The 26202-nt window shown below is 44.9% G+C and carries 20 protein-coding genes; 2 read left to right on the top strand and 18 right to left on the bottom strand.

The genetic code is table 11. From position 1 onward, the window contains the following. Positions 1–39: 39 nt before the first annotated feature. The 9 genes from rsmB to F6X55_RS06820 form a co-directional block, all read right to left on the bottom strand. Positions 40–1386, bottom strand: coding sequence for a 16S rRNA (cytosine(967)-C(5))-methyltransferase RsmB (rsmB, locus tag F6X55_RS06860; protein WP_026570411.1), 1347 nt, complete (start codon positions 1384–1386; stop codon positions 40–42). Next, positions 1379–2326: a methionyl-tRNA formyltransferase gene (gene fmt, locus F6X55_RS06855; RefSeq protein WP_026570412.1), complete on the bottom strand. Its 948-nt coding sequence runs from the start codon at positions 2324–2326 to the stop codon at positions 1379–1381. Before fmt ends, rsmB begins: the two co-directional genes overlap by 8 nt. A 13-nt stretch (positions 2327–2339) precedes the next feature. Next, a complete protein-coding gene (gene priA, locus F6X55_RS06850) occupies positions 2340–4748 on the bottom strand; it encodes a primosomal protein N' (protein ID WP_153462532.1) in 2409 nt (802 codons plus the stop codon). Further along, positions 4745–5959, bottom strand: coding sequence for a bifunctional phosphopantothenoylcysteine decarboxylase/phosphopantothenate--cysteine ligase CoaBC (gene coaBC / locus F6X55_RS06845; RefSeq protein WP_026771380.1), 1215 nt, complete (start codon positions 5957–5959; stop codon positions 4745–4747). The genes priA and coaBC overlap by 4 nt, the downstream gene beginning before the upstream one ends. A 262-nt stretch (positions 5960–6221) precedes the next feature. After that, on the bottom strand, positions 6222–6425 hold the full coding sequence (gene rpoZ / locus F6X55_RS06840) for a DNA-directed RNA polymerase subunit omega (protein WP_081704521.1): 204 nt from the start codon (positions 6423–6425) through the stop codon (positions 6222–6224). Beyond that, positions 6422–7042, bottom strand: a complete 621-nt coding sequence (gene gmk, locus F6X55_RS06835) for a guanylate kinase (RefSeq protein WP_026570416.1) — start codon at positions 7040–7042, stop codon at positions 6422–6424. Before gmk ends, rpoZ begins: the two co-directional genes overlap by 4 nt. 15 nt (positions 7043–7057) lie before the next feature. Further along, entirely contained in the window at positions 7058–7318 is a 261-nt protein-coding gene (gene remA / locus F6X55_RS06830) for an extracellular matrix/biofilm regulator RemA (RefSeq protein WP_026570417.1), read from the bottom strand. An 84-nt stretch (positions 7319–7402) separates the two neighbouring features. Beyond that, the gene (locus tag F6X55_RS06825) at positions 7403–8281 is read right to left on the bottom strand and encodes a YicC/YloC family endoribonuclease (RefSeq protein WP_153462530.1); all 879 of its coding nucleotides are present in this window, start codon (positions 8279–8281) and stop codon (positions 7403–7405) included. A gap of 754 nt (positions 8282–9035) precedes the next feature. Further along, complete coding sequence (locus F6X55_RS06820; protein ID WP_153462528.1) at positions 9036–11681, bottom strand: calcium-translocating P-type ATPase, SERCA-type; 2646 nt, start codon at positions 11679–11681, stop codon at positions 9036–9038. 88 nt (positions 11682–11769) lie between these two features. On the opposite strand from F6X55_RS06820, the gene F6X55_RS06815 reads away from it, so the two are divergent. After that, positions 11770–13485, top strand: a complete 1716-nt coding sequence (locus F6X55_RS06815; RefSeq protein ID WP_153462526.1) for an Rqc2 family fibronectin-binding protein — start codon at positions 11770–11772, stop codon at positions 13483–13485. A 503-nt stretch (positions 13486–13988) separates the two neighbouring features. Then, positions 13989–15701, top strand: a complete 1713-nt coding sequence (locus F6X55_RS06810; RefSeq protein WP_153462524.1) for a DNA-binding protein — start codon at positions 13989–13991, stop codon at positions 15699–15701. 114 nt (positions 15702–15815) lie between these two features. On the opposite strand, the gene F6X55_RS06805 is transcribed toward F6X55_RS06810, so the two are convergent. The 9 genes from F6X55_RS06805 to F6X55_RS06765 form a co-directional block, all read right to left on the bottom strand. Then, positions 15816–16238 (bottom strand): hypothetical protein, encoded by a 423-nt coding sequence (locus F6X55_RS06805; protein ID WP_051382035.1) that lies wholly within the window; start codon positions 16236–16238, stop codon positions 15816–15818. 443 nt (positions 16239–16681) lie between these two features. Next, the gene (pyrE, locus tag F6X55_RS06800) at positions 16682–17317 is read right to left on the bottom strand and encodes an orotate phosphoribosyltransferase (RefSeq protein ID WP_026570423.1); all 636 of its coding nucleotides are present in this window, start codon (positions 17315–17317) and stop codon (positions 16682–16684) included. Then, complete coding sequence (gene pyrF, locus F6X55_RS06795; RefSeq protein ID WP_026570424.1) at positions 17301–18011, bottom strand: orotidine-5'-phosphate decarboxylase; 711 nt, start codon at positions 18009–18011, stop codon at positions 17301–17303. The genes pyrE and pyrF overlap by 17 nt, the downstream gene beginning before the upstream one ends. Beyond that, positions 17986–18918: a dihydroorotate dehydrogenase gene (locus tag F6X55_RS06790; protein ID WP_272914940.1), complete on the bottom strand. Its 933-nt coding sequence runs from the start codon at positions 18916–18918 to the stop codon at positions 17986–17988. Before F6X55_RS06790 ends, pyrF begins: the two co-directional genes overlap by 26 nt. Then, positions 18918–19694, bottom strand: coding sequence for a dihydroorotate dehydrogenase electron transfer subunit (locus F6X55_RS06785; protein ID WP_153462522.1), 777 nt, complete (start codon positions 19692–19694; stop codon positions 18918–18920). Before F6X55_RS06785 ends, F6X55_RS06790 begins: the two co-directional genes overlap by 1 nt. Beyond that, positions 19691–22894 (bottom strand): carbamoyl-phosphate synthase large subunit, encoded by a 3204-nt coding sequence (gene carB / locus F6X55_RS06780; RefSeq protein WP_153462520.1) that lies wholly within the window; start codon positions 22892–22894, stop codon positions 19691–19693. The genes F6X55_RS06785 and carB overlap by 4 nt, the downstream gene beginning before the upstream one ends. Next, entirely contained in the window at positions 22873–23991 is a 1119-nt protein-coding gene (locus F6X55_RS06775; RefSeq protein WP_153462518.1) for a carbamoyl phosphate synthase small subunit, read from the bottom strand. The genes carB and F6X55_RS06775 overlap by 22 nt, the downstream gene beginning before the upstream one ends. Next, complete coding sequence (locus F6X55_RS06770; RefSeq protein WP_026570429.1) at positions 23966–25270, bottom strand: dihydroorotase; 1305 nt, start codon at positions 25268–25270, stop codon at positions 23966–23968. Before F6X55_RS06770 ends, F6X55_RS06775 begins: the two co-directional genes overlap by 26 nt. Continuing rightward, positions 25227–26159 carry an aspartate carbamoyltransferase catalytic subunit gene (locus tag F6X55_RS06765; protein ID WP_153462516.1) on the bottom strand — a complete coding sequence of 311 codons (933 nt, stop codon included), beginning with the start codon at positions 26157–26159 and terminating at the stop codon, positions 25227–25229. The genes F6X55_RS06770 and F6X55_RS06765 overlap by 44 nt, the downstream gene beginning before the upstream one ends. Positions 26160–26202: the final 43 nt, after the last annotated feature.

Below are 26202 nucleotides of genomic sequence, written 5' to 3'. Positions count from 1 at the left end.
GTTTGCTCGATTAGCTAACGTGCAACCAGTTTTTATCGATTACTTCTTTGTAAGTCTTGTTAAAAAGAATCCGTCTGTACCATACTCGTAAGGGAAAATTTGAAGCCCCCATTCACTGAGACCGTCCCCATTTTTTAAATCTCGAGGCAGTTCTTCAACAAATTCCCTGTCGATTTGAAATTCTTCATGACCAGCTAAAAACTCTTTTATCACAGCTTCATTTTCAGCTTTATCAACAGTACACGTACTATATACCAGTTTACCACCTTTTTTTAACAAAGCGGACACCTTTTCCAACAATTCACGCTGAATGACCGACAAAGTTTCGATATCATTCAGATTTTTATGGTATTTGATGTCCGGCTTGCCGCGCAATACTCCTAAACCGGAGCAGGGAGCATCCAGCAGTATCCGGTCAAAATGTTCCGGTTCATACACTTCCGCCAATTGCCTCGAATCCGCTTGTTTTGCTTCGACAATCGTCAAATCCAATTCCATTGCCCGTTTCGATACGAGCTTTGCCTTCTTGCTATGAAGATCGTAGGCATGGACTTCTCCACGGTTGTTCATTTTTTCTGCAATGTGGGTCGTTTTTCCTCCTGGTGCACTGCATGCATCGAGGACAATCATTTCCGGACCGGCAGACAGAACTTCCGCTGCCAACATCGAGGTCTGGTCTTGAACAGTAAGCATCCCTGTTTGGAATAAGCTGCTTTTCAGTACGTTTCCCGACAATACATTGATTCCTTGTGGAGAAAAAATCGATGACTCTGCCTGATATCCTTCTTCCTCCAATCGGTTCAGTGCTTCTTCCCTGGATATTTTTAATGGTTGAACACGAACACTGATCGGTTTATGCTGCAGGTTGGAGTGGCACATTTTTTCTGTAGTATCGAACCCGTACATGTGGATCCAACGCTCTACAAGCCATAATGGATGGCTCGTCTCGACGGAAAGCTTTTTTGACTGGTCTTCGATTTCTGTCAAATCGGGAAAACCATTTCGTTGCACACTTCGCAGGATACCATTGACAAAGGAAGAAATACCTTTATGCCCTTTTTGTTTGGCAATTTCGACTGACTCATGGATGATGGCATGATCCGGGACTTTGTTTAAGTAGTTCATCTGGTACATCGACATATATAACAACCATCTTACCCAGCCATCGACTTTTTTTCTGCTGTCCAGAAAATGATCCAAAAAATAAGCCAGTGTGAGTTTGCGTTGTATAGTCCCATAAACGATTTCTGTAAGCAAGGCTTCATCCCTCTGATCGAATTTTTGCTTTCGTATGGCCTGGTCGATCAGTAAATGGCTGAATCCACCCTTCTCTCCCACCCTTACCAAAATTTCGAGGGCAGTTATTCGCAATTGATATTTAGCCATTTTCTTCTCCTAACTTGTCCCCGCACTTGATATTGCTGCCAGTCCCCCTGAGAAAGTCTCCTGTATCCATACGTTTTTTTCCGGCGGGCTGCAAGCTGGTCACTTTTACAGCCTGCTTGTCGCCACATAGCACAAACATGCCGTCGTCGGTTAAATCGACAATTTCGCCTGGTTCGCCATCGAAAGACCTGTCGACCGGTTCCGCCCACCATATTTTCATGATGTGATTGTCATAGGTGGTGAAAGCAACTGGCCATGGGTGTAAACCACGTATCTGGTTGTAAATCTCGATCATTGATTTTGTCCAGTCGATCTTTTCATCGCCCCGTTTAATATTCGGAGCGAAGGTCGCTTTCGTTTCATCTTGTTCAACTGCTTGCAACTCGCCTGCCAAGAGCTTTGGCATAGTGTCGCTCAACAATCGGGCGCCGGTTTCCGAGAGCTTGTCATGAAGCGTTCCGACGTGATCTTCCCTGTCGATGGACACTTTGCTTTGTGTCAATATTGCACCGGCATCCAGCTTCTCTGCCATGTACATGATGGTTATTCCCGTCTCTGTTTTGCCTTGAAGTATAGCATACTGGATCGGCGCTCCACCACGCAGTTCAGGCAGTAACGAGGCATGGACATTGATGCAACCATAGGCTGGATAATCCAAAAGGGGTTTCGGCAAAATTTGCCCAAAAGCAGCCGTCACAATCAAGTCTGGGTCCTGGTCCAGCACATATTGGTACTCGTTTTTTATTTTCTCCGGTTGATAGACGGGAATCCCGAGGCTTTCCGCCTCCACTTTTACCGGTGGGGGTGTCATCACTTTTTTTCTTCCTTTTGGGCGATCCGGCTGTGTCACAGCCAAGACAACTTGATAACCGTCCTCGACAAGCTGCCTCAAGACTGGAACAGCGAAATCCGGAGTACCCATAAAAATTATCCGTTTCATGTAAGTCTCCTCTCTACATTAATTGATAGGGTTGCATATCTACGTTGATCAATAAATCATTTTGTCTGATTTCTTCTTCGAACATTGCTAGAATTTTCCGGATAGACTTACCTAGGCCTGGTTCATTTCTGTATTTTATCATGCATTGATAACGATATCTATCTTTGATCCTTGTCAGTGGTGAAGGTGTAGGCCCCAAAATCGAAGTTTGAGGAGATAACGCATTATTCAACAGCAGTGTGATTTTCTTAGTGACTTCAATTGCTTTCACCTGGTTTGGATGTGAGACTGTTATCAAGGTCAAGAAAAAATATGGCGGATAATGAAAAGCTCTGCGCATCTCCATTTCTTTTCGGTAGAAGCTTGGATAGTCATACTGGCTGGCCAGCTCGACACTGTAATGTTCCGGTGTATAGGTCTGGACGACCACTTCTCCAGGTAAAGTATGTCGACCAGCCCTGCCGCTGACCTGAGTCAAAAGTTGAAATGTTTTCTCGGCGGCACGGAAATCCGGGAGATGGAGCAACGAATCAGCAGCCAGTACACCTACTAGCGTGACATTGGCAAAATCCAGTCCTTTTGCAATCATTTGCGTTCCGAGCAAAATATCTGCTTCACCGTTGCCAAACTGATTCAACAGCTTTTCGTGTGCCCCTTTCTTTCTGGTAGTATCTACATCCATTCTGATGATCCGTGCTTGAGGAATTAGTTTGGTCAAAGATTCCTCTACCTTTTGAGTCCCGGTTCCAAAATAACGGATGGTTTCGCTTTGACAGGACGGACACTGAACGGGCATCGGTTCTTCATGAGAGCAGTAATGACATTTCAACCTTTCATTTTTGCGGTGATAGGTCAGTGCTATATCACAGTGAGGGCACTCGACAACATGCCCGCAATCACGACACATCACAAAGGTCGAGTAACCACGCCTGTTTAAAAACAGGACAACTTGCTCTTTTTTCTCCAGTCTATCTTCTATCGCTTCTTTCAACCTCATGGAAAACATCGACCGATTTCCCGCGTGGAGTTCTTGGCGCATATCCACTAAATCCACGGTTGGCATGCTTGCATTGTTCATCCGCTTGCTCAAGGTCAGCAACTGATAAACGCCTTTCTGAGCACGGGCATAGGTTTCCAGCAGCGGTGTCGCACTTCCAAGGACTACAGGACAGTTGTGGTGGGCGCCCCGGAAAATGGCGACATCTCTGGCATGATACCTGGGATGATCTTCCTGTTTGTAACTTGTTTCATGTTCCTCATCGATGATAATGATCCCGAGATTTTCGAAAGGAGCGAACACAGCCGAGCGAGCGCCGACGACAACTTGCACTTCTTTACGTTGGATCTTTCGCCATTCGTCAAACTTCTCACCTGCTGAAAGCGCACTGTGAAGCACAGCCACGTTAGAGCCGAACCGTCCCTTAAACCGCTGTACTGTCTGCGGTGTAAGGGCTATTTCTGGTACCAATACGATTGCCTCTTTCCCTTTTTCTATCACTTTTTGAATTGATTGAAGATAAACTTCTGTTTTTCCGCTTCCGGTAACCCCATGCAACAAAAATACATCATGCTCATCTTCGGCGATGTCTTGTTGAATCGGAGCAATGGCATCAGCTTGTTCTTCTGTCAGTTGTAAAGGAAACGTCCGTTGGTAATTTTCATCCTCGTAAGGGTTTCGATAAATTTCCTCCTGGTAGTCAGTGAGCAATCCCCTCTCGATTAGCTGTTTGATGGGTGCTCTAGTTGTATGCAGTGAGGAACACAGTTTTTTCTGACTTACGGGTTCTGAAACTTCGGCCATATAGGAAAGGATTTCTTTTTGCTTGGAAGCCTGCGGAGGAAGCTCCGCTATCGCAGCTTCCAATTCCATGGAGTCCCTTGTAGCTTTGATCATCGTTTCTGTTTTTTTTGTTTCTCTGGATTTCACCAGATACCGGACTTCAATCAGCCCTTCCTGTATCGCTTTTTGTAATGCCGCCAGATTTCCCTGCCTTTCCATAAACTCTTCATAAGCCAGGGTGTCGCGATGGGCAAAGATTTCCTCTAAAAGATCGGGCAGTTCTTCGTTTGTCAACCGCAGCAATTCTTTCTTGTATTTTGCTTTCAAAACCTGCGGCAGCATAGCCTGGTAAGCAGAAATATAAAAACTGAGCGTCTTTTCCGATATCCATTTTCCAAGCTCCAACAGTTCCGGCGTCAACACGGGGATGACATCCATTACATCGCTTATTTTTTTCAGCTTGTCAAAATCAGACCGGTCTGTCAATTCCAAGACAAACCCCATGATTTTCCTGGGACCAAACGGCACGACAACGCGCATACCGGGGCGGACAGTGCCGATGAGGTGGTTCGGAACTAGATAGTCGAATAAACGATTGGTTTGACTAGCTGGTACATCTACTACTACTTTGGCAATGTTCACCGGCTCTCATCCTTCAATGCTGTAGAAATCAAATCGAGTATTTGACCGGCCACTTCGGTTTTTCCGGCAAGTTCTATCGTTTTTTCTAAACCCAGGTTGTTAATATAGGTAACTTCATTGGTATCTGTTCCGAATCCTGCACCTTTTGTTTTGATATTGTTGACGACAATAGCATCCAGATTTTTCGCTTCTAGTTTTTTTCTCCCGTATTGCAATGGATTTGCTGTTTCTGCGGCAAATCCCACCAGGTACTGATCCTGTTTCCTTTTTCCTAACTCTTTCAGGATATCTGCGGTTCTTTCCATTTCGATAGTCCAGTTGCCTGGTTTCTTTTTCATTTTGTCATCATAGGAAGTCGCCGGACGATAGTCAGCGACAGCTGCAGCTTTAATGACGATATCTTTTCCATCAAACTGATCCATCATTGCCCGATACATTTGCTCAGCTGTTTCTACATCAATTCTGTGAACGCCAGAAGGGGTGTCCAGGCTCACTGGTCCAGATACCAATGTCACCTCCGCCCCCATTTTTGCCGCTTCGCCGGCGATGGCAAAGCCCATTTTCCCTGATGAATGATTGGTGAAGTAACGTACCGGATCGATTTTTTCTTTTGTCGGTCCAGCCGAAACCAAGACCCGTTTGCCTTTCAAAATCGGTGCAACGGTTTGTCGCTCCAGATCATTTTTTAGTACTTCGACAATCGCGTCCGGTTCCTCAAGACGCCCTTTTCCTACATAACCGCATGCAAGCAGACCATCCCCTGGTTCTATGAACCTATATCCCCAACCTTCCAGCTTTTTCATATTGTCAACAACCGCCGGATGGGCATACATGTGGACATTCATGGCAGGAGCAATGTAAACAGGAGCTTGTGTAGCCAGCATTATCGTGGACAGCATATCATCCGCCAGTCCATTTGCCATTTTCCCGATTATGTTGGCGGTAGCAGGTGCTATCAATACTAGATCTGCCCAGTCGGCCAGATCTATGTGTGCGATTTTCGCCGGATCTTTTTCATCGAAAGTATCCGTAAAGACAGGATTTCGTGAAAGCGCCTGAAAAGTCAATGGTGAGACAAATTTGACAGCACTATCTGTCATAATCACCTTCACATCGGCACCTGCCTGGGTCAGCCGGCTTGTAAGTGTGCATGCCTTGTATGCAGCAATACCGCCTGTGACACCCAATACGATTTTCTTCCCCTTAACCATTATGGTTATCCCCTTTCATGCAACACATTGTGCTGATCCATTTTAACAGATCGATTACTCGACATTCTTGTCCTTTTCTTTTTCATCAATGAAAGCAAGGTGTTGATACAGCAAGTTTTCCATAAGTGGTCTTCCTCGCTAATCACAGCAGTGCTCTGTCTTGAAAAAAAGGAAGCCCTTGCAGCCGGAACGCAGCAAGGGCGGGTTGTGGTTTCCTCCTGACAGGAAGAAAAACTGATAACATACCGGGATGGATTACTGCCTATTCCTCTTCCCGGCTGAAAGTGAGCTTTTCATTCTGAATCTCTTCCAAGGCAATACCTACGTACTTATTTGATTTAGGCTTATCTACCATGTAACTTTTCGTTTCCTGCATTTGCCTTGCCCGCCGTGCAGATAATGTCACCAACGTGTATTTTGAATTGATTTTCTCCTGCAGTGCGTCGATTGACGGTTCTAACATCATCCTAGTTCAGCCTCCAGTACTTTTTTATATTGTTTCGCTACGCGATCGCGTTTGCAATGCTCACTCTTTACAATAGCTTGAATTTTATCTACTGCATTCTCGATTTGGTCGTTTACCACAACATAATCGTACGCATCCATCATTTCGATTTCTTTTTTTGCTTCTGTCAATCTGTTATTCACAATATCTTTTGTTTCTGTTCCTCTATTGATGATTCTATTTGCCAATTCTTCCAGGCTCGGAGGAAACAAAAAGATAAAAACCCCTTGCGGGAAGTTTTCTTTTACTTGAAGTGCTCCTTGGACTTCTATTTCCAAAAAGACATCTTTCCCCGATTCCAGGGTCTCCTCTACATAATCTCGAGGTGTCCCATAATAGTTGCCGACGTATTCCGCATATTCCAACAGTCTGTTCCCATTGATCAATTCCTCGAATTCATCTCTGGACTTGTAAAAATAGTCGACTCCTTCCACTTCACCTTCACGCTTTCCACGTGTGGTCATGGAAATGGAGTACTTCAATTCCGTATCCCGGTCAAACAATGCCTTCCTGACTGTTCCTTTTCCTACACCAGAAGGACCTGACAAAATAAATAATATCCCTTTCTCTTTGATCAAAACGCTTCCTCCTACCTATTCATCCGAAATCTCATCGTTACTGATCACCCGCTGCCCGACAGTTTCAGGCTGCACAGCAGACAACACAACATGGTCACTGTCTGTAATGATAACTGCCCGAGTACGACGTCCGTACGTGGCATCCACTAACTTATTATTGTCTCGCGCTACCGTGATGATTCTTTTGATTGGTGCTGATTCAGGCGATACAATCGAAATAATCCGATTCGCCGACACCACATTGCCAAACCCAATATTTATCAATCGCAAGCTCACCATGTGTTCCCCCTAAATTCCAGGCTCTCCGCCCAGACTGACATAATTTTCGATTTTCAGACCGATATTCAAACTACCGAAGGATTATTCAATGTTTTGTGTTTGTTCCTTCACCTTTTCTATTTCACTTTTCAAATCGACTATCCTTTCGCTAATTTGTACATCGTTTGATTTAGAGCCGATTGTATTCGTTTCCCGGAGCATTTCCTGTAGGATAAAATCAAGTTTCCTGCCGACTGGTTCCCGTTGTAGAATCGTCAGCCGGAATTGGTCGACATGGCTTAAGAGCCTGGTCACCTCTTCTGTGATATCCCCCTTCTCCGCAAGCAAGGCAGCTTCTTGAATAATTCTCGTATCATCCTTGGCATCCTTGTCTAAATAACCCTGAATCCGGTTGATTATCCTGTCTCGATACTCCATTATAACAATATCTCTGCGTTCTCCCAACCATTTTGACAGTTTTTTAATGTTTTCCATGCGTAAGAGCATGTCTTCTGCCAATTGACCGCCTTCCTTGCTTCTCATCTCGCAAACCAGGCCGCAGGCTCTTTCTATCGTTTCAATGATAGCTTCTGACAGACCGCCTTGCTCCTTTCTTTCTTCTTCGATCCGGAACAATTCAACATGGCCGGCTGCCAATTCCAAAGGGATATCACCAGACAAATGATACCTCTCTTTTATCTCTCTCAGATGATTTATGTATTGACCCATCAATTCCCAATCGACGGATAGGTTCCTCTTCATCAAACCCTCCTCGTCCAGATGAATGTGCACTTCGACGCGTCCCCGACTGAAGTACCCCTTCACCGCTTTTTTTATGGTGCCTTCCAAAAACAAAAGCGACTGGGGAATTTTGAGCGAAATATCTAAAAAGCGATGATTGACACTTCTTATTTCTACAGTAATTCCCGTTCGATCAATGGTGCATACCTCTCTACCGTACCCTGTCATACTACGGACCATCGATATCCCGCCTTTATACTATGGATGAAATATTCCAACAATCTGTACAATCCTCGTTCATCATAACAAACTTTGGTGATTCTGCCTATCAACTAAGCCCTTTTGACCTATACAACCAGGTTCTTCCCTCTTAAAAATTATTTTTACAAAGGACATTTTTGCAGGAAGGTTTCCCTTTTCGTTTGCAAAGCCCGGCGCTTCAAACCATCATTTTACAGAGAAACACACACCTTCGCATTCAATTGAAATTCTCTTAAAACAACCTGCAGCACGTAACAAGCAATCATTTCATACCGGTGTATCGATTGAATATATCCCCCTCTATAGCTGCTTCGCGGTTCAGGTAAACGAAAAATGTTACAGAGAGGAGAGACAATCCCATACAACAAACGAAAACAAGACCCTTGTTTAACCGAGGCCACTGAAAAAGTCCTTTCTAACCTAACCTAGAAGAGATTTTAAAGTTTGTTGTTGATTTTCCCGAATCGCTTATCGATGGATGCTTGCCGCGGGCACGGCCTCATCTGCGGGTCTCGAAGGCATGCGCATGCAAGGCGCGATGGCGATTTTCACAGCTAATGTGAAACGAATCGTTAAACGAATGAAGGAATAGAGGGCACAAATCACTTGAAATTAGATAAAAAGCGGTCTGTATGGAAATTAAATTCCATACAGACCGCTTTTTTTTAAATTCTACTTTTCAAAGACCTTCAATTTTTCAGTGACCTCGTTTAACATCAGGGTCTTGTTTTTTTTACTTTTTGGAGAAACCGAACACTACTGTCGGTATTGCTGATAAGGCGAGGATCAGGATCCAATCTTTCAAGGACAGATCCATTGTATGGAACACTTCCTGCAGTGGTTCAAAATATAATACGACTAGCAATAACAACATCGAAGAAATCACCGCACCGACTAAATAAATGTTCTGGAATGGATTCCGTGAAAAGACAGATCGCTCCGAACGACAATCAAACACATGTATCAATTGAGCCATAACCAGCGTAGTAAAAGCCATTGTCTGTGCATACCGCAGGTTATCAGGATTGTCTTGATAGGCGGTCATGAAGGCAACCAGTGTCACCAAGCCGATCAACAACCCCCTGCTGATGATTTTAAACCCCAGTCCTCTTGAAAAAATTCCTTCCCTGGGACTTCGAGGTTTTCTGCGCATGACATCCTGCTCAGGCTGATCAAGACCAAGGGCCATTGCAGGCAAGCCATCGGTAACCAGGTTTACCCAAAGAATTTGAACAGGTATGAGTGGTAACGGCAAAGCCAACAACATCGCAAATAACATTACAAGTATCTCCCCGACATTGGAAGCGAGCAAGTATCGGATAAATTTCCGGATGTTCTCGTAAATATTGCGCCCTTCCTTGATGGCAGATTTAATAGTGGCGAAATTGTCATCCAGCAAAACGAGTGCGGATGCTTCTTTTGCTACATCTGTTCCGCTGTTTCCCATACTGATACCGATGTCGCTCGCTTTTATCGCTGGAGCATCATTTACTCCGTCTCCAGTCATCGCCACGACATGTCCTTTTTTCTGGAATGCTTTCACAATTTTCAACTTATGCTCAGGGGTCACCCGGGCAAACACATATACATCGTCAATCACATCGCTCAGTTGCTCTTCTGTCATGTTGCTAAGTTGACTGCCTTCCAGCACTTGTCCACCGGCAGGAAGGAGTTTTAAATCCCGGGCTATCGCTCTGGCTGTCAGGGCATGGTCGCCAGTGATCATCACCGTTTTTATTCCTGCCTGTTTACACTCCGCTATTGCCCCTCTCACTTCTCTTCGCGGGGGATCAATCATCCCGGTTACACCAAGTAAAGTTAAATCCTTTTCCAGACTGAAATCATCCGGTGTCTGACCGGAAGGAACTGATTTCACACCAATTGCGATTGTCCTGAGCGCTTTTCCTGCCATCGCGGCAACCGCCTGCTCGATTTTCGTCTGATCAGCCGCTTTCATTGCCCTGCGTTGACCATCAACTATAAATGCCGTCCGGGCCATTAAAACATCGGGAGCGCCTTTCGTAATGGAAAACCTGTTTCCTTTTTCATCTTCGACTAGAACAGTCATCCGCTTCCTGTCCGAATCGAACGGAATTTCTTTAATGATTTTGAAGGAAGCAAGCGTTTCGTCCGTAATGCCTGCTTTGCGGCCGGCCACCAGGATAGCGCCCTCTGTCGGATCCCCATCAACTCCCCATTTACCTTTCCTCTGTACCAGGGATGCATGATTACACAATGTACCATATAGCAACATTGAACGGAGTTGGTCAGGAAGGGTTTCCCTGTCGTTTTCGTAGAAAGACCCATTGGTGTCATATCCTTCTCCTGTAATATGATACCAGTGGCCCGGGGTGAAAATTTCTTTTACCGTCATCTGGTTTTCCGTCATAGTACCCGTTTTATCTGAACAGATGACCGATGCACTTCCTAATGTTTCTACAGCCGAAAGCTTCCGGACGATCGCTTTCCGTTTGATCATCCGCTGCACTCCCAATGACAATGCCACCGTAACAATCGCCGGAAGCCCTTCCGGAATCGCTGCAACTGCCAAAGATACACCTGCCAGGAACATTTGATATAGCGGATGGCCCTGATAGACTCCAATCAATACAACGAACAGCGTCAGTAATAAGGCAATGATTATCAGCAATTTCCCCAATTCAGCGAGCTTTTTCTCCAACGGGGTCGCCATTTGTTCCGTTTTCACTAATAAAGAGGCAATCTGACCCATGGCGGTATTCATACCTGTTCCGACCACTATTCCTTCACCGCTGCCCCTACTGGAAAGTGTTCCCATGAACAACATGTTACGTTGATCCTGGGGCTCTAACTGATGCTGTCCGAGCGGGTCGACCATTTTAGCTACAGGGAGTGACTCGCCTGTCAATGCCGATTCCTCCAACTCCAGACTGCTCGCTTTAGTCAGACGCACATCCGCCGGCACACGATCTCCACTCGAAATTTTGATCAGATCACCTACGACTACGTCCTTTGACGGGACTTTCACCCACTCCCCATCTCTTTTCACATGAGCCAACGGTGCTGAGAGCTCTTTTAGCTTGGCAAGTGATTTTTCAGCACGCTGTTCCTGGAAAAATCCGATCAACCCATTGATCAACACGATGATCATGATAGCTATTGCATCAATATATTCTCCTAGCAAACCGGATATGAGGGTTGCGGCTAGTAATACCAACACCATGAAATCCTGAAATTGTTTCAGAAAAACCAGCAATAATGAAGTCTGTTTTTCATCTTCAAGTACGTTTGCTCCCATTTTTCTTCTTCTACTTTCAACTTCTTGGTTTGAAAGCCCCTTTTCAAGGTCGACTCCTAGTTTGCGGGCTGTTTCTTCCGCCTTTAATTGGTACCATTTCACATCACATTCCTCCATGTCCTAGTCTGTCTGTTGTATATGTATTCAGACTCGTCCAAAAAAATGCTATAATTACGGACGAGGTGATTCCATGGCTTTTGATGGAATAGTCACTCGGGCTGCTGTACGCGAATTAAACAATCAACTGGCAGCAGGGCGGCTACTTAAAATTTATCAACCAACCGAAACAGAACTGATTCTCACGATCAGAAGCAACGGAAGCAATAAATCATTGCTGCTGTCCGCCCATCCTAGTTATGCAAGATTTCATTTGACGGACGATGTGTACGAGAATCCGAAAACCCCTCCCATGTTTTGCATGCTGTTAAGAAAGCATTTATCCGGAGGATTTTTACAAGATATCGTTCAATATGAAAATGAAAGAATTGTCATGTTTCATTTTAGAGGAAAAAATGAAATCGGTGACGAGACAGAGAAAACATTGATCATCGAAGTAATGGGAAAACACAGTAATATATTGCTGATCGACAAAGAAAAACAAGTCATCCAAGACAGTATCAAGCACGTACCTCCCGCACAAAACCGGTACAGGACGATCATGCCAGGAAGTCTTTACAAACTCCCTCCAGACCAGGGGAAAATCAACCCAGTTGAACTGGATCCGGAATCGTTTGTCCGAAAGTTGGACTTTAACTCCGGCAGGCTGGATCAGCAAATAGTGAATCAATTCACAGGCTTTTCCCCGGTGATTGCTAAAGAAATCGTCTATCGGTCCGGACTGGGTGGAAGCGATGCTTTCAGGCAGGTTTTTTCAGCTATACAGGATAAACTGATACACCACCATTATCGACCTGTGATTTATCGTGAAAACAAAGAGGATTTCTATGTGTTACTGCTGGAGTCTAAAGATGGTGAACCTGTCCATTGTGACTCAGTCAGTAAAATGCTGGATATTTTTTATTCCGGAAAAGCAGAAAGAGATCGTGTAAAGCAACAATCCGGAGACCTTTCACGTTTTTTAAAAAATGAACGGGATAAAAACATCCGCAAAATCAAAAAACATGAACAAACGCTGAAAAAGGCTGAACAAGCCGATAAGTATCAGCGGCTTGGTGAATTGCTGACTGCCAATATGCATCAGATTAAACCAGGTGATAAACAAGTAGAAGTAATCGATTATTATGATCCGGAACAAAAGAAAATCACCATCGAATTGAATGTAAATAAAACGCCGAGCGAGAATGCGCAAAGTCTTTTTAAGACTTATCAAAAACTTAAAAAATCCAGACAAGTAGTCCTCGGAGAAATTTCCAAGGCGAAGCAGGAAATAGACTACCTTGATGATCTGCTGCAACAAATCGCAGAGGCAAGAGAACAAGATATCGAAGAAATACGGCAGGAGCTAAGGGAAGAAGGTTACTTAAAATCCAAGCCTGCCCGAAAGAAAAAAACCAACAAACCTGCAAAACCGGAACCGGAGCAGTTCTACGCAAGCGATGGCACACTGCTTCTTGTCGGAAAAAACAACAAACAAAACGAATACTTGACCAACCGTGTGGCTGCTCGAGATGATATTTGGCTTCACACGAAAGACATACCTGGTTCCCATGTGGTCATCCGGGATCGTCATCCAAGTCAGGAAACATTATATGAAGCGGCCCAACTGGCAGCAAACTTCAGTAAGTCGAAGCATTCGTCGTCGGTCCCAGTCGATTACACGTTGATTCGCCATGTCAAAAAACCAAACGGAGCAAAGCCCGGGTTTGTCACCTATGACAATCAGAAAACCTTGTTTGTGACTCCTGAAGCTGACTTGATTGAAAGATTAAAGAAAAAACCCGAGTGAGCGAGGGTGGTCCGAATAAAACTTCGAGACCAAAACAAAAACGGACGATGATTCGCAGTGGCACACATGCGAACTCGTCCGTTTTTTGTTTAAAAGATAAGAAAGTATAAATCTCAGCGTTTCCTTTATCCTCCCCACTCTTATGCAAAGCCTCTGTGTGGCAAAAGAACGCCACGCCGAGGCTTTGTTCAAGTTTGTCGGAGACCTAGGCGAAGCAGTTCATGAATGAAAGGAATTCATCAAAGGAAAATCCATCCTGTTTCATTTTTTTCATTGAGGAAAAAGCATCCAAAAAGAAGGTCTTCTCATACCTCCTATCCCGTTTCGTTCTGTTATGCGAGTGATTTTTCGGGTTCCGGCCACTTTTTGCTGGGTCCCAAATACTTTCATGATCTGGCCGCCTGTTATTCTATTTTCTTGAAAAATGAAACCTAATCTTATTCTCATCCGTAAGATAGATAAGCTGCAGCAATCATAAACAGACAATAGTTAGGAGAATTTACATGATGGGAATACTACTGGCAACTATTTTATCCTTTCCTTTATTTTTCTTATTCAGTGTGTTGGCTATGATCAGAAGAAAGCCAACACCAGCGATGATCCGCAACTGGATCATTATATTCATTACAGGCTTTGTTCTATGCGGCCTTTTCAATTACCTTGCATTGCCGACACTGACAGCACCTAATCTTTTGGTCGAAAATTTCATCGTTTGTCTGGTGCTTATCCCGCTGCTTTATTATAAAAACGGAATGCCTTTTTCATACAAGAAGCCTCACCGATCTGCATCGGGAATTTTAATCATCCTAATTATACTGGCACTGCCGGTCAGCTTTTTTATTGGCTTGGCAGCGCTTGACAACTCATATGAATCGATTGCAAAACAAGAGGCAGGAGAGGCGGAACCTTTCAATGAAGATGACACGCCTATAACTGTTTCGCCTGAATTCGCCCGCAACAAAGTACAAAAAGCAATGAGCGTTGTGCCGAACACCCAGTTCTATGATTTAGGAAAGCTGCAGGTTCAAAAAATCGATAATGAAATCATGTATGTGGCACCAGTAGAATTCACCGGCTTTTGGAAGTATCTGCGCGGAAAAGAGACAGAAGGATTTTTCACCATTCCAGCGGACAATATCGACGCCCAGCCTGAATTCGTTGAAAGTAAAATGCTATTTACAAATTCAAGCTTTTTTAATCATAACGTGCAACGGATCATCTATAATGAATATCCAGACTATGTGCAAAGCGGCGAAGCACAAATCGAAGTGGATGACGAAGGGAAACCATGGTATGTCCAAACTGTATATAAACCGATCAAGCTTACGAACAAGCCAGACATGGATCAGTTAAAAGTGGCAGTGGTAGACCCTGAATCCGGAGATGTGCAACTTTATGATCCAAGCGAAGCACCTGCATTCATCGACAGCCCTATCAGTTCGGAAATGGCTGGTAAACAGAACAATTACTTCGGAAAATATGTGCATGGCTGGTTGAATTCCTTGTTCGGGAAAAAAGATGTGAAAATACCGAATGAATCAGGTACGGAAAATACCGTCACGCCGATCTTCGACAATAAAGGGGAAATGTACTATTTTACAGATATGGCCTCCCCTAAAGAGAACATCGACTCAGCATTAGGTTATACACTAATCAATGCCAAAACAGCAGAGTTGACCTATTATAACGGCAAAAAAAATAACGGAATAATGGATAGTAAAGGGGCTAAACAGATTGTAAACAAGGAATTTCCCGAAAAGAATTGGGAAGGGTCCATGCCCATCTTGTACAATATTGATGGCAGTCCGACATGGGTCGTGAACGTACTGGATCCAAATGGCCTGTTTAAGCAATATGCGTATATCAAAGCCAATGATTCTGACTTCGTCGTGTTCGGGGAAACAGCCGAGGAAACCCTTGCAGCGTACCGCATGCAGTTGGCACAAGAGGCCGGTAACCCGGAAGCTAGCGAAGATGTTGAAGCAAAAACAATCAGTGGCGAAGTGAACCGATCATTGGTTACTTCCACTACATCAGGTCAGTCCGTTCAATTTTTATTGAAAGATGATACGACGATTTACACCGTAAATGCGAGTAAAGCACCGCTTGCCATTTTTCTGCAGCAGGGAGACAGAGTCGAAATGGATGTGAAAATTCGCGAAAACGGAGTCGGAACCGTGGAACAAATTTCCATAGCTTCACTGGATGAAAATTAAATAGAGCATTTTCTGTTTGGTTTGTGTCAGGAAATTGCCGAATCATTTCGCCCCAACATTCAAAACGCCCATGGTTCCTTGTCTGAACCACGGGCGCTTTTTCTTGTCGAGCAATTAATGAGGCTGATTGTATTGGCTTGTATCTGAAGAACCATTTACCAGTTGTTCTTTTGCATCCTTCACTTTGCTGCCTACGTCTTTTGCAGTTGATACGGCTTCTTGAGTATCGTGCTGCACGTCCTTCAATTCATTTTTAAATTCACCGTTGACTTTATTATAAAGTTCTTGAACATTGTTGGCAGCATCCTTTAGTGCATCTGTAGCTGCTTTTACTCTATCCATAAGCTGATCTTTTGTTTCCCGAGGATTTTGTTTAACATCGGCAGCCATGCTAGACACTGATTCTTTCATACCACTCACATTCTGCTTCACATTTGAACGAGTGTTGGAATTAAGCATTGCAAGGGCCGCTCCTGCCAAGGCTCCGGCAGCCATACCTACGACCAGTTTACTACCATTTTGTTGTTGGGATTCCATGTTTGTCACTCCTTTAGTAGACTTTGTTGGACTAATATTCCTTTTCATTTGTTCATTTACCACTTGTCTGCCCTGACTAAACAATCTTTCCCCATGATGAAGCTCCTTCTGGGATACCACTGAAAAAATTTCTTATTAATTTAAAATAGCTGTCAACATTTGTTATAGAATCTACGAATTACTTGTCCGTGCACACTTGCCGCAGCTAACTTGGTCAAGAAGGGTGCATGACCGAATAGATATTCGGGTCTCCAAAGCATGAGCATTCAAGGTACCTTGGCGATTTTCACCGCAAATGGGAAACATATCGTAAACCTTCTGAAGCATAGAGGGCGCATTCCACTCAAAGTTAGACGAAAAACGGTCTGTATGGAAATCAAATTCCACACAGACCGTTTGTAAACTTCAGTTTTTCAGTGGGTCTCAGTTTATGTAAGCAGCTTTTAAGAACGATGTGCCGATCCCTGTAATGCTTCACGCCATTCAAATAATTGCTTGCTTTCCTTCTCTGATACCCCTCCTTCTGTTTCCAGGATGGTTACCAACGTTTCGAAATCTGTAATGGTTGATAACGATATTCCTTGTTCAGCAAATGCTTCAGCCGTGCCGGCAAGTCCATATGTAAAGATAGCAAATACCGCCATCACTTCTGCACCTTTCTCTTGTAAAGCCTGGACAGCATTCAAAGCAGATCCTCCTGTAGAAATCAAATCTTCTATTACAATCACTCGTTGTCCTTTTTTAATGTCGCCTTCGATTTGATTGCCCTTTCCATGACCTTTTGGCTTTGAACGTACATAGGCCATCGGCAAACCTAGATGATCCGATAACCAGGCGGCATGCGGAATCCCTGCAGTAGCACATCCTGCAATGACTTCGAATTTTTTATCCATCTGGTCTGTCATGTCGGCAAAGGCCAATGTCAGCTTTTTTCTTACTTCTGGAAAGGACATCGTTAATCGGTTGTCACAATAAATTGGCGATTTCATTCCAGAGGTCCATGTAAACGGATCATCAGGACTGATTTTCACAGCTCCGATTTTTAATAAATCTTTCGCTATTTCATCTTTTCTTTCCATCATTCCACTCCTTCATAACTTGCTGGTACTTGCTTTTCGGGTCGGAAGATGCTGTTATACTGCGTCCTATCACGATTGCATCTGCCCCGTTGTGCCTAGCTTCAGCTGGGCTGGTGATCCTCTGCTGGTCTTGATGATGATCACTTTTCAAACGGATGCCTGGAGTCACGGTATAAAAGGAAGATCCACAACTTCTTTTAATCATAGGAACCTCCAACGGTGAACAAACGACTCCGTCTGCTCCACTTTCTTTAGCCAAGTTCGCCAGGTTTAGAGTCGCCTCTCCTGCACCAACCGGAATCCGCAGCTCTTCTGACAACATGCGATCGTTCATGGAAGTTAACACGGTCACCGCGATTAATTTACTGTTTAGTCCCGGATTACCTTCTAGAAATCCCTGTTTGGCAGCCCGAATCATTTCGCTTCCTCCCGAGGCGTGGATGTTCACCAAATCCACCCCCAATTTCGCCAAATTCTTCATCGCTTTATAAACCGTATTCGGAATGTCATGTAACTTTAAATCCAGAAATATGGAGTGACCGTCATCCTTCAGTTTTTCAATCACCTGTGGCCCTTCTCGATAAAAAAGTTCCATTCCCACTTTCACCGGTACCCCTTGCAGTCGATTGCTCCGTAGGAAAAGTTCCGTTTCCTGCCAATCTGGAAAATCAAGAGCGAGATAAATCGGCTTCATGTCTATTTCCTCCCTCTATTGCTTCCTCCATGTTTTGAAAACCATACTTTTGCAAAACTTGTGGAAGTCTTTCAATTATCTTCATGCAAGCAAACGGATCATGGATGTTCGCAGTGCCCACGGCTACAGCGCTGGCCCCTGCAAGGAGAAACTCCAACACATCTTCAGCGGTGGATATGCCGCCCATGCCGATGATTGGAAGTCCGCTATGCTGCCTCACTTCGTAAACCATCCGGATAGCGATCGGTTTGATAGCGGGACCGGACAACCCCCCTGTTTGATTGGCCAGCAATGGCTTTCTGGAAGGTAAATCGATTTGCATGCCTGTCAAGGTGTTGATCATCGATAACCCATCCGCTCCGGCGGTTTCCACTGCTTTTGCCATTTGCACTATATCAGCTGTGTTTGGGGATAATTTGACATAAACCGGCGTATCAACTGTCTTTTTCACCTGTGCTGTCACTTCTGCGGCAAGGCCCGGATCCATGCCGAACTGGATTCCCCCTTCTTTTACATTGGGGCAGGATATATTAAGTTCCAAGGCTTGAATCAGGCCGGTTTCGTCCAGCATTTTCGCCACTGCCACATATTCCTCTATCGTACTTCCGGCTACATTGGCAATCACCGGTATATCGAACCGGGAAAGGTACGGTAACTCTTCTTTACAAATTGCTTCTACACCGGGATTTTGTAAGCCTATGGCATTAAGCATACCTGCAGCTGTTTCGGCTACACGCGGTGTCTGGTTACCGTATCTTGATTCATAAGTAGCTGCTTTGATGACAACAGCTCCAAGCTGGTTCAAATCAAATAGTTCACTGAATTCACGGCCGAAGCCAAAACAACCGGAAGCGGGCATGACCGGGTTCTTTAGATGCAAACCTGGAAGTTTTGTTTCCAGAGAGATCATAAATTCACCTCATTTGCCGCAAATACTGGTCCGTCTTTACAGATTTTTTTGAAACCTGTCTCACTTTTAGACGGAACTACACAAGCATAACAAGCACCGATTCCGCACCCCATACGCTGTTCGACTGAAATATAGCCCCGTCTGCCGGAAAGCTTTTCCGTTACCGCACGAAGCATTGGTGTCGGACCACATGAAAAAAAACAATCAAACTCTGCGATGTGCTTTGACATATAATCCGTGACAAATCCTTTTTCCCCAAGACTTCCGTCATCTGTCACAATAATGGTTTCTCCGAGATTCATAAATTTCTCCTTATAAAATACCTGGTCCTCCTTCTGGAATCCAAGGATGGAAATGACCCGGGTACCCCGGGATGCCAACGTTTTTCCCAGATAGTACAGGGGCGGGACGCCTATTCCACCACCGATTAGCAAGGCTGTATCCAGATTCAATTCTTCAACTGGATAACCTGTACCGCATGGCAGCAAAGCGTCGATCTGACTCCCGACAGATTGTTTACCCAACATATCTGTACCGCGGCCTGATATTTTGAATATGATGGTTATATTGCCGTCACTATCCATATCCGCAATGGAAATCGGCCTTCTTAGCATTGGCGTGTCTGCTTCTCCCACTTTTACGTGAAGAAACTGCCCTGGCATAAACTTTTCTGCCTCTGTCACCAGCTTATCGCTGGCCAAACCAAGCTGCATCTCGATTGTTTGTTCTGCTATCTTGTTATTTGCCAATACGGTCAGCTCTGTCTGTATCATGTCGTGAATACCGCCCTTTTTTCAGACACTGGACTTGCCGTGAAGGTAGTGGAATCAATGACATTCAATATGGCCATAGCAGTATCCAGACTCGTCAGACAAGCAATTCCATGTTCTACCGCTTCCCTTCTGATCCTGAAACCGTCTGAACGGGGCTGTTTGCCAGAAGTCAACGTGTTGATGACAACCTGTACCTTGCCTTCTTCTATAATGGACAATACGGTTTCACCGGCAGCTCCTACTTTGCCGACTTTTTGGACAGGAATGCCTTTCTCCGCAGTGAATTCACTGGTCCCTTCGGTTGCATAAAGTCTAAAACCGAGCATATGAAACCGCCTGGCGATTTCGATCATTTCCTGTTTATCTTTATCGGCAACGGTCAAAAGCACCGCTCCCTCTTGCGGAATCGACAGTCCGGAAGCAATCAATCCTTTATAAAGAGCTTTTTCCAGTGTTTTGTCCCTTCCGATTGCTTCTCCAGTCGATTTCATCTCCGGCCCCAGCATCGTATCGACACTGCGAAGCTTTGCAAAGGAAAATACCGGGACTTTAACCGAAACCTGTGGCAGTTCTGGAAGCAATCCATTCGGAAATCCCGCATCGGCAAGGCTTTCTCCTAAAATACACCTTGTAGCCAAAGCTGCCATCGGCACTCCTGTTATTTTGCTTAAAAATGGAATGGTCCTGCTTGCCCGGGGATTCACCTCTAATACATAGACCTTGTCTTCATGTATGACAAATTGGATATTGATCAGGCCCTTGACACTAAGTCTTCTCGCGATTTTCATGGTAATTTCCACACATTCCCGCTTGGCACTGTCCGAGATTCGTTGTGGAGGATAGACGGCGATAGAATCACCGGAGTGTACTCCCGCCCGTTCAATGTGTTCCATCATACCCGGTATAACAATATTTTCTCCATCACAGACAGCATCGACCTCCAGCTCGATACCCGTCAAATATTTGTCGATCAAAATGGGATGGGTATGCTTGATATGATTGCTTTTTTTTAGATAAGCAGCTAATTCATCATTGTTATAAACAATCTCCATTTGGCTGCCTCCGATAACATAAGAAGGACGGACAAGAACTGGATAGCCGATTTGTTCAGCGACTGCGACCGCCTGATCAAGTTGACGGACACTTTTTCCCTGTGGCTGCAAAATATCAAGTTCATTCATTAGATGTTCGAATTTATCCCTGTCCTCCGCTGTGTCAATCGCTTCCAGGTTGGTTCCCAGGATTGCCACGCCTCTTCTTTGCAATCCTTCCGCCAGATTGATTGCAGTCTGACCACCGAACTGGACGATAACCCCTTCTGGTTTTTCCAATTCAATCACATGCATGACATCCTCCAATGTCAGCGGCTCGAAATATAGCTTGTCAGAAACACTGAAATCGGTAGAAACTGTTTCCGGATTGCTGTTCATGATGATCGCCTCATAACCAGCCTGTTTTAAAGCAAGTACAGAATGAACAGTCGCATAATCGAACTCGATTCCTTGACCGATTCGAATCGGTCCTGATCCGATTACAAGCACTTTTTGGCGTTCAGACACAATCGATTCATTTTCTTCTTCGAAGGTACTATAGAAATAAGGGGTTTCTGATTCAAATTCCGCAGCACATGTATCGACCATTTTATATACCGGTAACAAACCGGATTGCTTGCGCATTTCATAAATGGAATCAACATCTGTTTCCCAAAGTCTGGAAACTTGAGTGTCGGAGAATCCTGCTTTTTTCGCTTCCATCAATCGTTCCATGTCATTTTTGTGTGCTGAAACGTCTTTTTCCAATTTGATCAATCTCTGTATTTTCGTCAAAAAGAACGGATCGATTTTCGTCGTCTCAAACAATTCCGTTACCGTACAGCCGCGCCGGAATGCTTCCGCTATCACAAAAATCCGTTCATCATCCGGCTTTTTCAAGCACTCGATTAACTCATCCATCGTCTTATATGTCCATTTCTCCATCCATAGTTCTTCGGTTCCGATATCAAGGGAACGAATGCCTTTTAATAAGGATTCTTCGAAACTCCTGCCGACTGCCATTACTTCTCCAGTCGCTTTCATTTGGGTTCCAAGACTGCGATTCCCGCTGACAAATTTATCGAAAGGGAAGCGTGGCAATTTAGTGACCACATAATCAAGCGCTGGTTCATAACATGCATACGTTGTTCCGGTTATTGGGTTGATTATTTCATCAAGTGTTAGCCCAAGTGCAATTTTTGCTGCCAGCTTTGCTATTGGATACCCTGTCGCTTTTGAAGCCAAAGCCGATGAACGACTGACACGCGGGTTCACTTCAATAATGTAGTATTGAAAACTGGAGGGATCCAGTGCCAGTTGGACATTACATCCCCCTTCGATTTCTAAAGCCCGGATTATTTTCAAAGATGCATTGCGCAACATTTGATACTCGCGGTCACTGAGTGTTTGCGAAGGGGCGGTCACAATCGAATCGCCGGTATGGACACCTACCGGATCAACATTCTCCATATTACATACGACAATCGCCTGGTCTTGTTTATCACGCATCACTTCATATTCTATTTCTTTAAAACCGGAAATGTTTTTTTCAACCAAGCACTGTGTTACAGGTGATAAAGCCAACCCGTTTCTGGTAATATCCATCAATTCATCTTTGTCGTAACACATGCCTCCTCCTGTTCCGCCCAATGTGTATGCTGGTCGAACAATCAGTGGAAACCCGATTTCTCCTGCGAACTCCAGAGCCTCTTCGACAGAATGAACGATTTGGCTCTCCGGTACAGGCTCACCGAGTTCGTGCATCAGGCTGCGGAACACTTCCCTGTCTTCTGCCTTTCGTATCGCCGAAAGGGACGTTCCGAGCAACTCGACATCATACTCCTCAAGAATGCCTGTCTGCTCCAATGCCATGGCCATATTGAGGCCGGTTTGCCCTCCCAGCGTAGGCAAAATAGCATCCGGCTGTTCTTTACGAATGATTTTTATCAAAAAGTCGGTAGTCAATGGCTCCATATATACTGTGTCGGCCACTGTATCATCGGTCATGATGGTCGCCGGATTTGAATTAGCCAAAATCACTTGGTAACCTTCTTCTTTCAACGATTGACAAGCCTGTGTTCCGGAATAATCGAACTCTGCTGCCTGCCCGATGACAATCGGTCCTGAACCGATCACTAAAATCTTGTTTATATCTGTACGCTTCGGCATGATACTTCCTCCCTTTTTTCTTCCGATTGATGGGTGATGATGTTGGCAAGAAATCGATCAAATAATTGATACGTATCTTCCGGTCCCGGCGAACTTTCCGGATGATACTGCACCGAAAAAGCCGGATAGCGTTTATGCGCCAATCCTTCTACTGTTCCGTCGTTCAATGCTAATTGGGTCAATTCTAACTCTGTCCCGGCAAGAGATTCTTTCGTCACGGTATAACCGTGATTCTGTGAAGTCATGACGGTTTTCCCTGTTGTCAAGTCTTTTACGGGATGATTGGCCCCCCGGTGTCCGAAACGGAGTTTTTCCGTATCCGCGCCGCACGCTAAGGCAATCAATTGATGACCGAGACAAATGCCGAACACTGGAATGTCAGGGATGATTTCTTCTATCATCCGAACAGCGTCCGGGACATATTTTGGGTCGCCAGGTCCATTAGAGAGCATGACCCCTTCCGGTTTAAGCCTTCTGATTTTCTCCGCTGAGTAATGATGGGGAACTACCGTTATGTGACAGTTTCGTTTGGTCAACTCTCTTAATATTCCGTGTTTCATTCCGAAATCGACAAGTACGATGCGTCTGCCTCGACCGGGCACCACATATGGTTTCACCGTGGAAACACGTTCTACATGGTTGGTGATACCGATTTCCTGATGAAGAAGTTGCATGGCCCTCTCCACAGAGCAGTCTGCTGATGTGAACAAGCCTTTCATGGTTCCATGATTCCGAATCAATCTGGTCAGTTTTCTTGTATCAATCCCGGCCAGTCCCGGTATGTCATTGGCCTTTAAAAAGCGGTCCAGCGTCTCTTCTGATCGATAATTGGATGGTAAGTCGCATACCTCTTTCACAATCAATCCATGAATGGAAGGGGTTATCGTTTCAAAATCATCCCGATTGATTCCATAGTTACCGATTAACGGGTAAGTCATTGTTACGATTTGCCCACAATAAGAAGGATCCGACAAAATTTCTTGGTAACCTGTCATACCTGTATTGAAGACAACCTCACCACTAATTTCCCGATCACTTCCAAATCCAGTTCCCAAAAAGCGAGTGCCATCTTCAAGAACGAGCTGCCGTTTTTGCATCCTTTTCATCCTCCTCATAAACAATTCTCCCAGCAAATATAGTCAACTTCGGCTTGCCGGTCACATCCCAGCCTGCAAAGGGGGTGTTTTTTCCTTTAGAAGAAAAATCGTTACGATCGATTGTCCATTCTTCTCTTATGTCTAACACAGCAAGATCAGCTTTTCCTCCGATTTCCATTTTTCCATAAGGCAGGTCAAATACTTCTGCCGGTTTTATCGTCAGCCAGTCTACCAGCTGTTTCAAGCTACAAACCCCTGGCTCGACCAGTTTCTTGTTCAGCAGAGCAAAAGCCGTTTCCAAACCCACTATGCCAAAAGGCGCGGCCATCAATCCCATGCTTTTTTCTTCTTCCGTATGGGGTGCATGATCTGTTGCAATAAAATCGATCGTCCCATCCAGCAACCCTTCAAGCAGGGCCTGCTGATCTTCAAGGGATCGCAAGGGCGGATTCATCTTGTAGTTAGCATCATCCGTCCGGATATCTCCTTCATTGAGTAACAGATGGTGCGGAGTCACTTCTGCTGTCACCTGTATCCCCGCCCGTTTAGCGTCCCGGATAACCCGGACGGACTCTTTGGTACTAACGTGACAGACATGGTAATGACAGTCCGCAGCCTCTGCTAAAAGGACATCCCTGGCAATTTGGACCGATTCACATACGGATGGAATTCCTGGGACACCCAGGTTTTGGCTGACCATTCCTTCATGTACTACACCTTTATGTATTAAACTGTTATCCTCGCAATGTGCAACGATTGCTTTTCCAATGGCTGCCGACTGATGCATTGCATGAAGCATTTGATCTGCCGACTGCACACCGACACCGTCATCAGTGAAAGCAAATGCTCCGGCCCTCTGCAAAGCTTCCATATCGGTCAGCTTATCCCCAAGCAGCCGCTCCGTAATAGAAGCATACGGCAACACCCTGATATGGGCTCTGTCAGCAATCATTTCCTGAATTTGCTTCAACGTTACCTTGTTGTCGGGGACTGGCCTGGTGTTCGGCATGGCGCATACCGTTGTGTAACCGCCACGGGCTGCTGCCAAGGTTCCGGTTTCTATGGTTTCTTTCGCTTCGCCGCCAGGCTCTCTAAGATGGACGTGCACGTCGATGAATCCGGGTGTTATCAATCTCCCTTGACAATCTATCACCTTACCCCGCGGCTCCTCGATCTTACCTGCGATTTCCAGGATATGTCCATCCTCCATGATTACTTCACACTGTTCCAATTGGTTATCTGCTGATAATTGCATCCCGTTGATCAATGTCAATGTCATCGATAATCCCCCTGTCTGTTAATAGGTGCTTAATCACTGCCATTCTTGCAAATACACCATTTTCCATTTGTTTGAAAATCCGTGATTTCGGACTCTCAACTAATTCGTCAGCTATTTCGACACCCCGGTTCACCGGTGCCGGATGAAGAATGATTGCGTGCTGCAGCATTGTACGTTCCCTTTCTACCGTCAAGCCGTAATGCTGAAGATAGTTTATCGGGTTTCTCCCATTGTTCAGTCCATGCCTTTCATGCTGAATTCTCAATAACATGACCACATCACAAATTTCCGCAGCTTCATCGATTGATACATAAGAATAAGGAAGCGAATGATCTTCCCATTCCGGCTTGCATGACAAGTAGATTTCCGCTCCAAGTGTTTTTAAAGCCAAAGCATTTGATCTAGCCACCCTGCTATGTTTGATATCGCCGACTATGGCTATCCGTAGACCTGAAAACCGATTGAATTCCTGATAGATGGTCATAAGGTCAAGGAGTGACTGGGTTGGATGTTCTCCTGTTCCATCTCCTGCGTTGATGACCGGGATGGATAAATCAGCGGCCAGCCTCGCAGCCATGTTTTCTTCGGGATGCCTGATCACCAGTAAAGACGCCCCTATGGCTTCAAAAGTTCGGGCCGTATCATAGATGGTTTCCCCTTTTAAAAGACTCGAAGATTCACCGGTGAAATCCAGACTTTCCAAACCAAGCCTTCGTTCGGCAACTGCAAAGCTCATTTTCGTCCGGGTACTCGGTTCAAAAAACAAATTCCCGGCAAACAATTGCTTTTCAAAAGGTTTCAGCCCATCTGCTTTAATTGCCTCCGCTTCCTTTAACAACCTTAAGATTTCATGTTCAGAAAGATCTTTCATCGATAAAAAGTGGTCCATCTTCATCTCCTCCTCCTTTATAACGAGGGACTGTCCCTCTCGG

This window comes from Sediminibacillus terrae, from assembly GCF_009602435.1.
Lineage (GTDB): Bacteria > Bacillota > Bacilli > Bacillales > Amphibacillaceae > Sediminibacillus > Sediminibacillus terrae.
This window is presented reverse-complemented; position numbering and strand designations above follow the sequence as displayed.

Excerpts from the sequence above, each read along its gene's own strand:
- F6X55_RS06770 (WP_026570429.1), bottom strand. The coding sequence starts at position 25,270 with ATGACATTGACATTGATCAACGGGATGCAATTATCAGCAGATAACCAA.
- pyrF (WP_026570424.1), bottom strand. The coding sequence starts at position 18,011 with ATGAAGCCGATTTATCTCGCTCTTGATTTTCCAGATTGGCAGGAAACG.
- F6X55_RS06775 (WP_153462518.1), bottom strand. The coding sequence starts at position 23,991 with ATGCAAAAACGGCAGCTCGTTCTTGAAGATGGCACTCGCTTTTTGGGA.
- carB (WP_153462520.1), bottom strand. The coding sequence starts at position 22,894 with ATGCCGAAGCGTACAGATATAAACAAGATTTTAGTGATCGGTTCAGGA.
- F6X55_RS06765 (WP_153462516.1), bottom strand. The coding sequence starts at position 26,159 with ATGGACCACTTTTTATCGATGAAAGATCTTTCTGAACATGAAATCTTA.
- F6X55_RS06785 (WP_153462522.1), bottom strand. The coding sequence starts at position 19,694 with ATGATACAGACAGAGCTGACCGTATTGGCAAATAACAAGATAGCAGAA.
- F6X55_RS06825 (WP_153462530.1), bottom strand. The coding sequence starts at position 8,281 with ATGGTCCGTAGTATGACAGGGTACGGTAGAGAGGTATGCACCATTGAT.
- coaBC (WP_026771380.1), bottom strand. The coding sequence starts at position 5,959 with ATGGTTAAGGGGAAGAAAATCGTATTGGGTGTCACAGGCGGTATTGCT.
- F6X55_RS06810 (WP_153462524.1), top strand. The coding sequence starts at position 13,989 with ATGATGGGAATACTACTGGCAACTATTTTATCCTTTCCTTTATTTTTC.
- rpoZ (WP_081704521.1), bottom strand. The coding sequence starts at position 6,425 with ATGATGTTAGAACCGTCAATCGACGCACTGCAGGAGAAAATCAATTCA.
- pyrE (WP_026570423.1), bottom strand. The coding sequence starts at position 17,317 with ATGGAAAGAAAAGATGAAATAGCGAAAGATTTATTAAAAATCGGAGCT.
- F6X55_RS06805 (WP_051382035.1), bottom strand. The coding sequence starts at position 16,238 with ATGGAATCCCAACAACAAAATGGTAGTAAACTGGTCGTAGGTATGGCT.
- F6X55_RS06815 (WP_153462526.1), top strand. The coding sequence starts at position 11,770 with ATGGCTTTTGATGGAATAGTCACTCGGGCTGCTGTACGCGAATTAAAC.
- rsmB (WP_026570411.1), bottom strand. The coding sequence starts at position 1,386 with ATGGCTAAATATCAATTGCGAATAACTGCCCTCGAAATTTTGGTAAGG.
- fmt (WP_026570412.1), bottom strand. The coding sequence starts at position 2,326 with ATGAAACGGATAATTTTTATGGGTACTCCGGATTTCGCTGTTCCAGTC.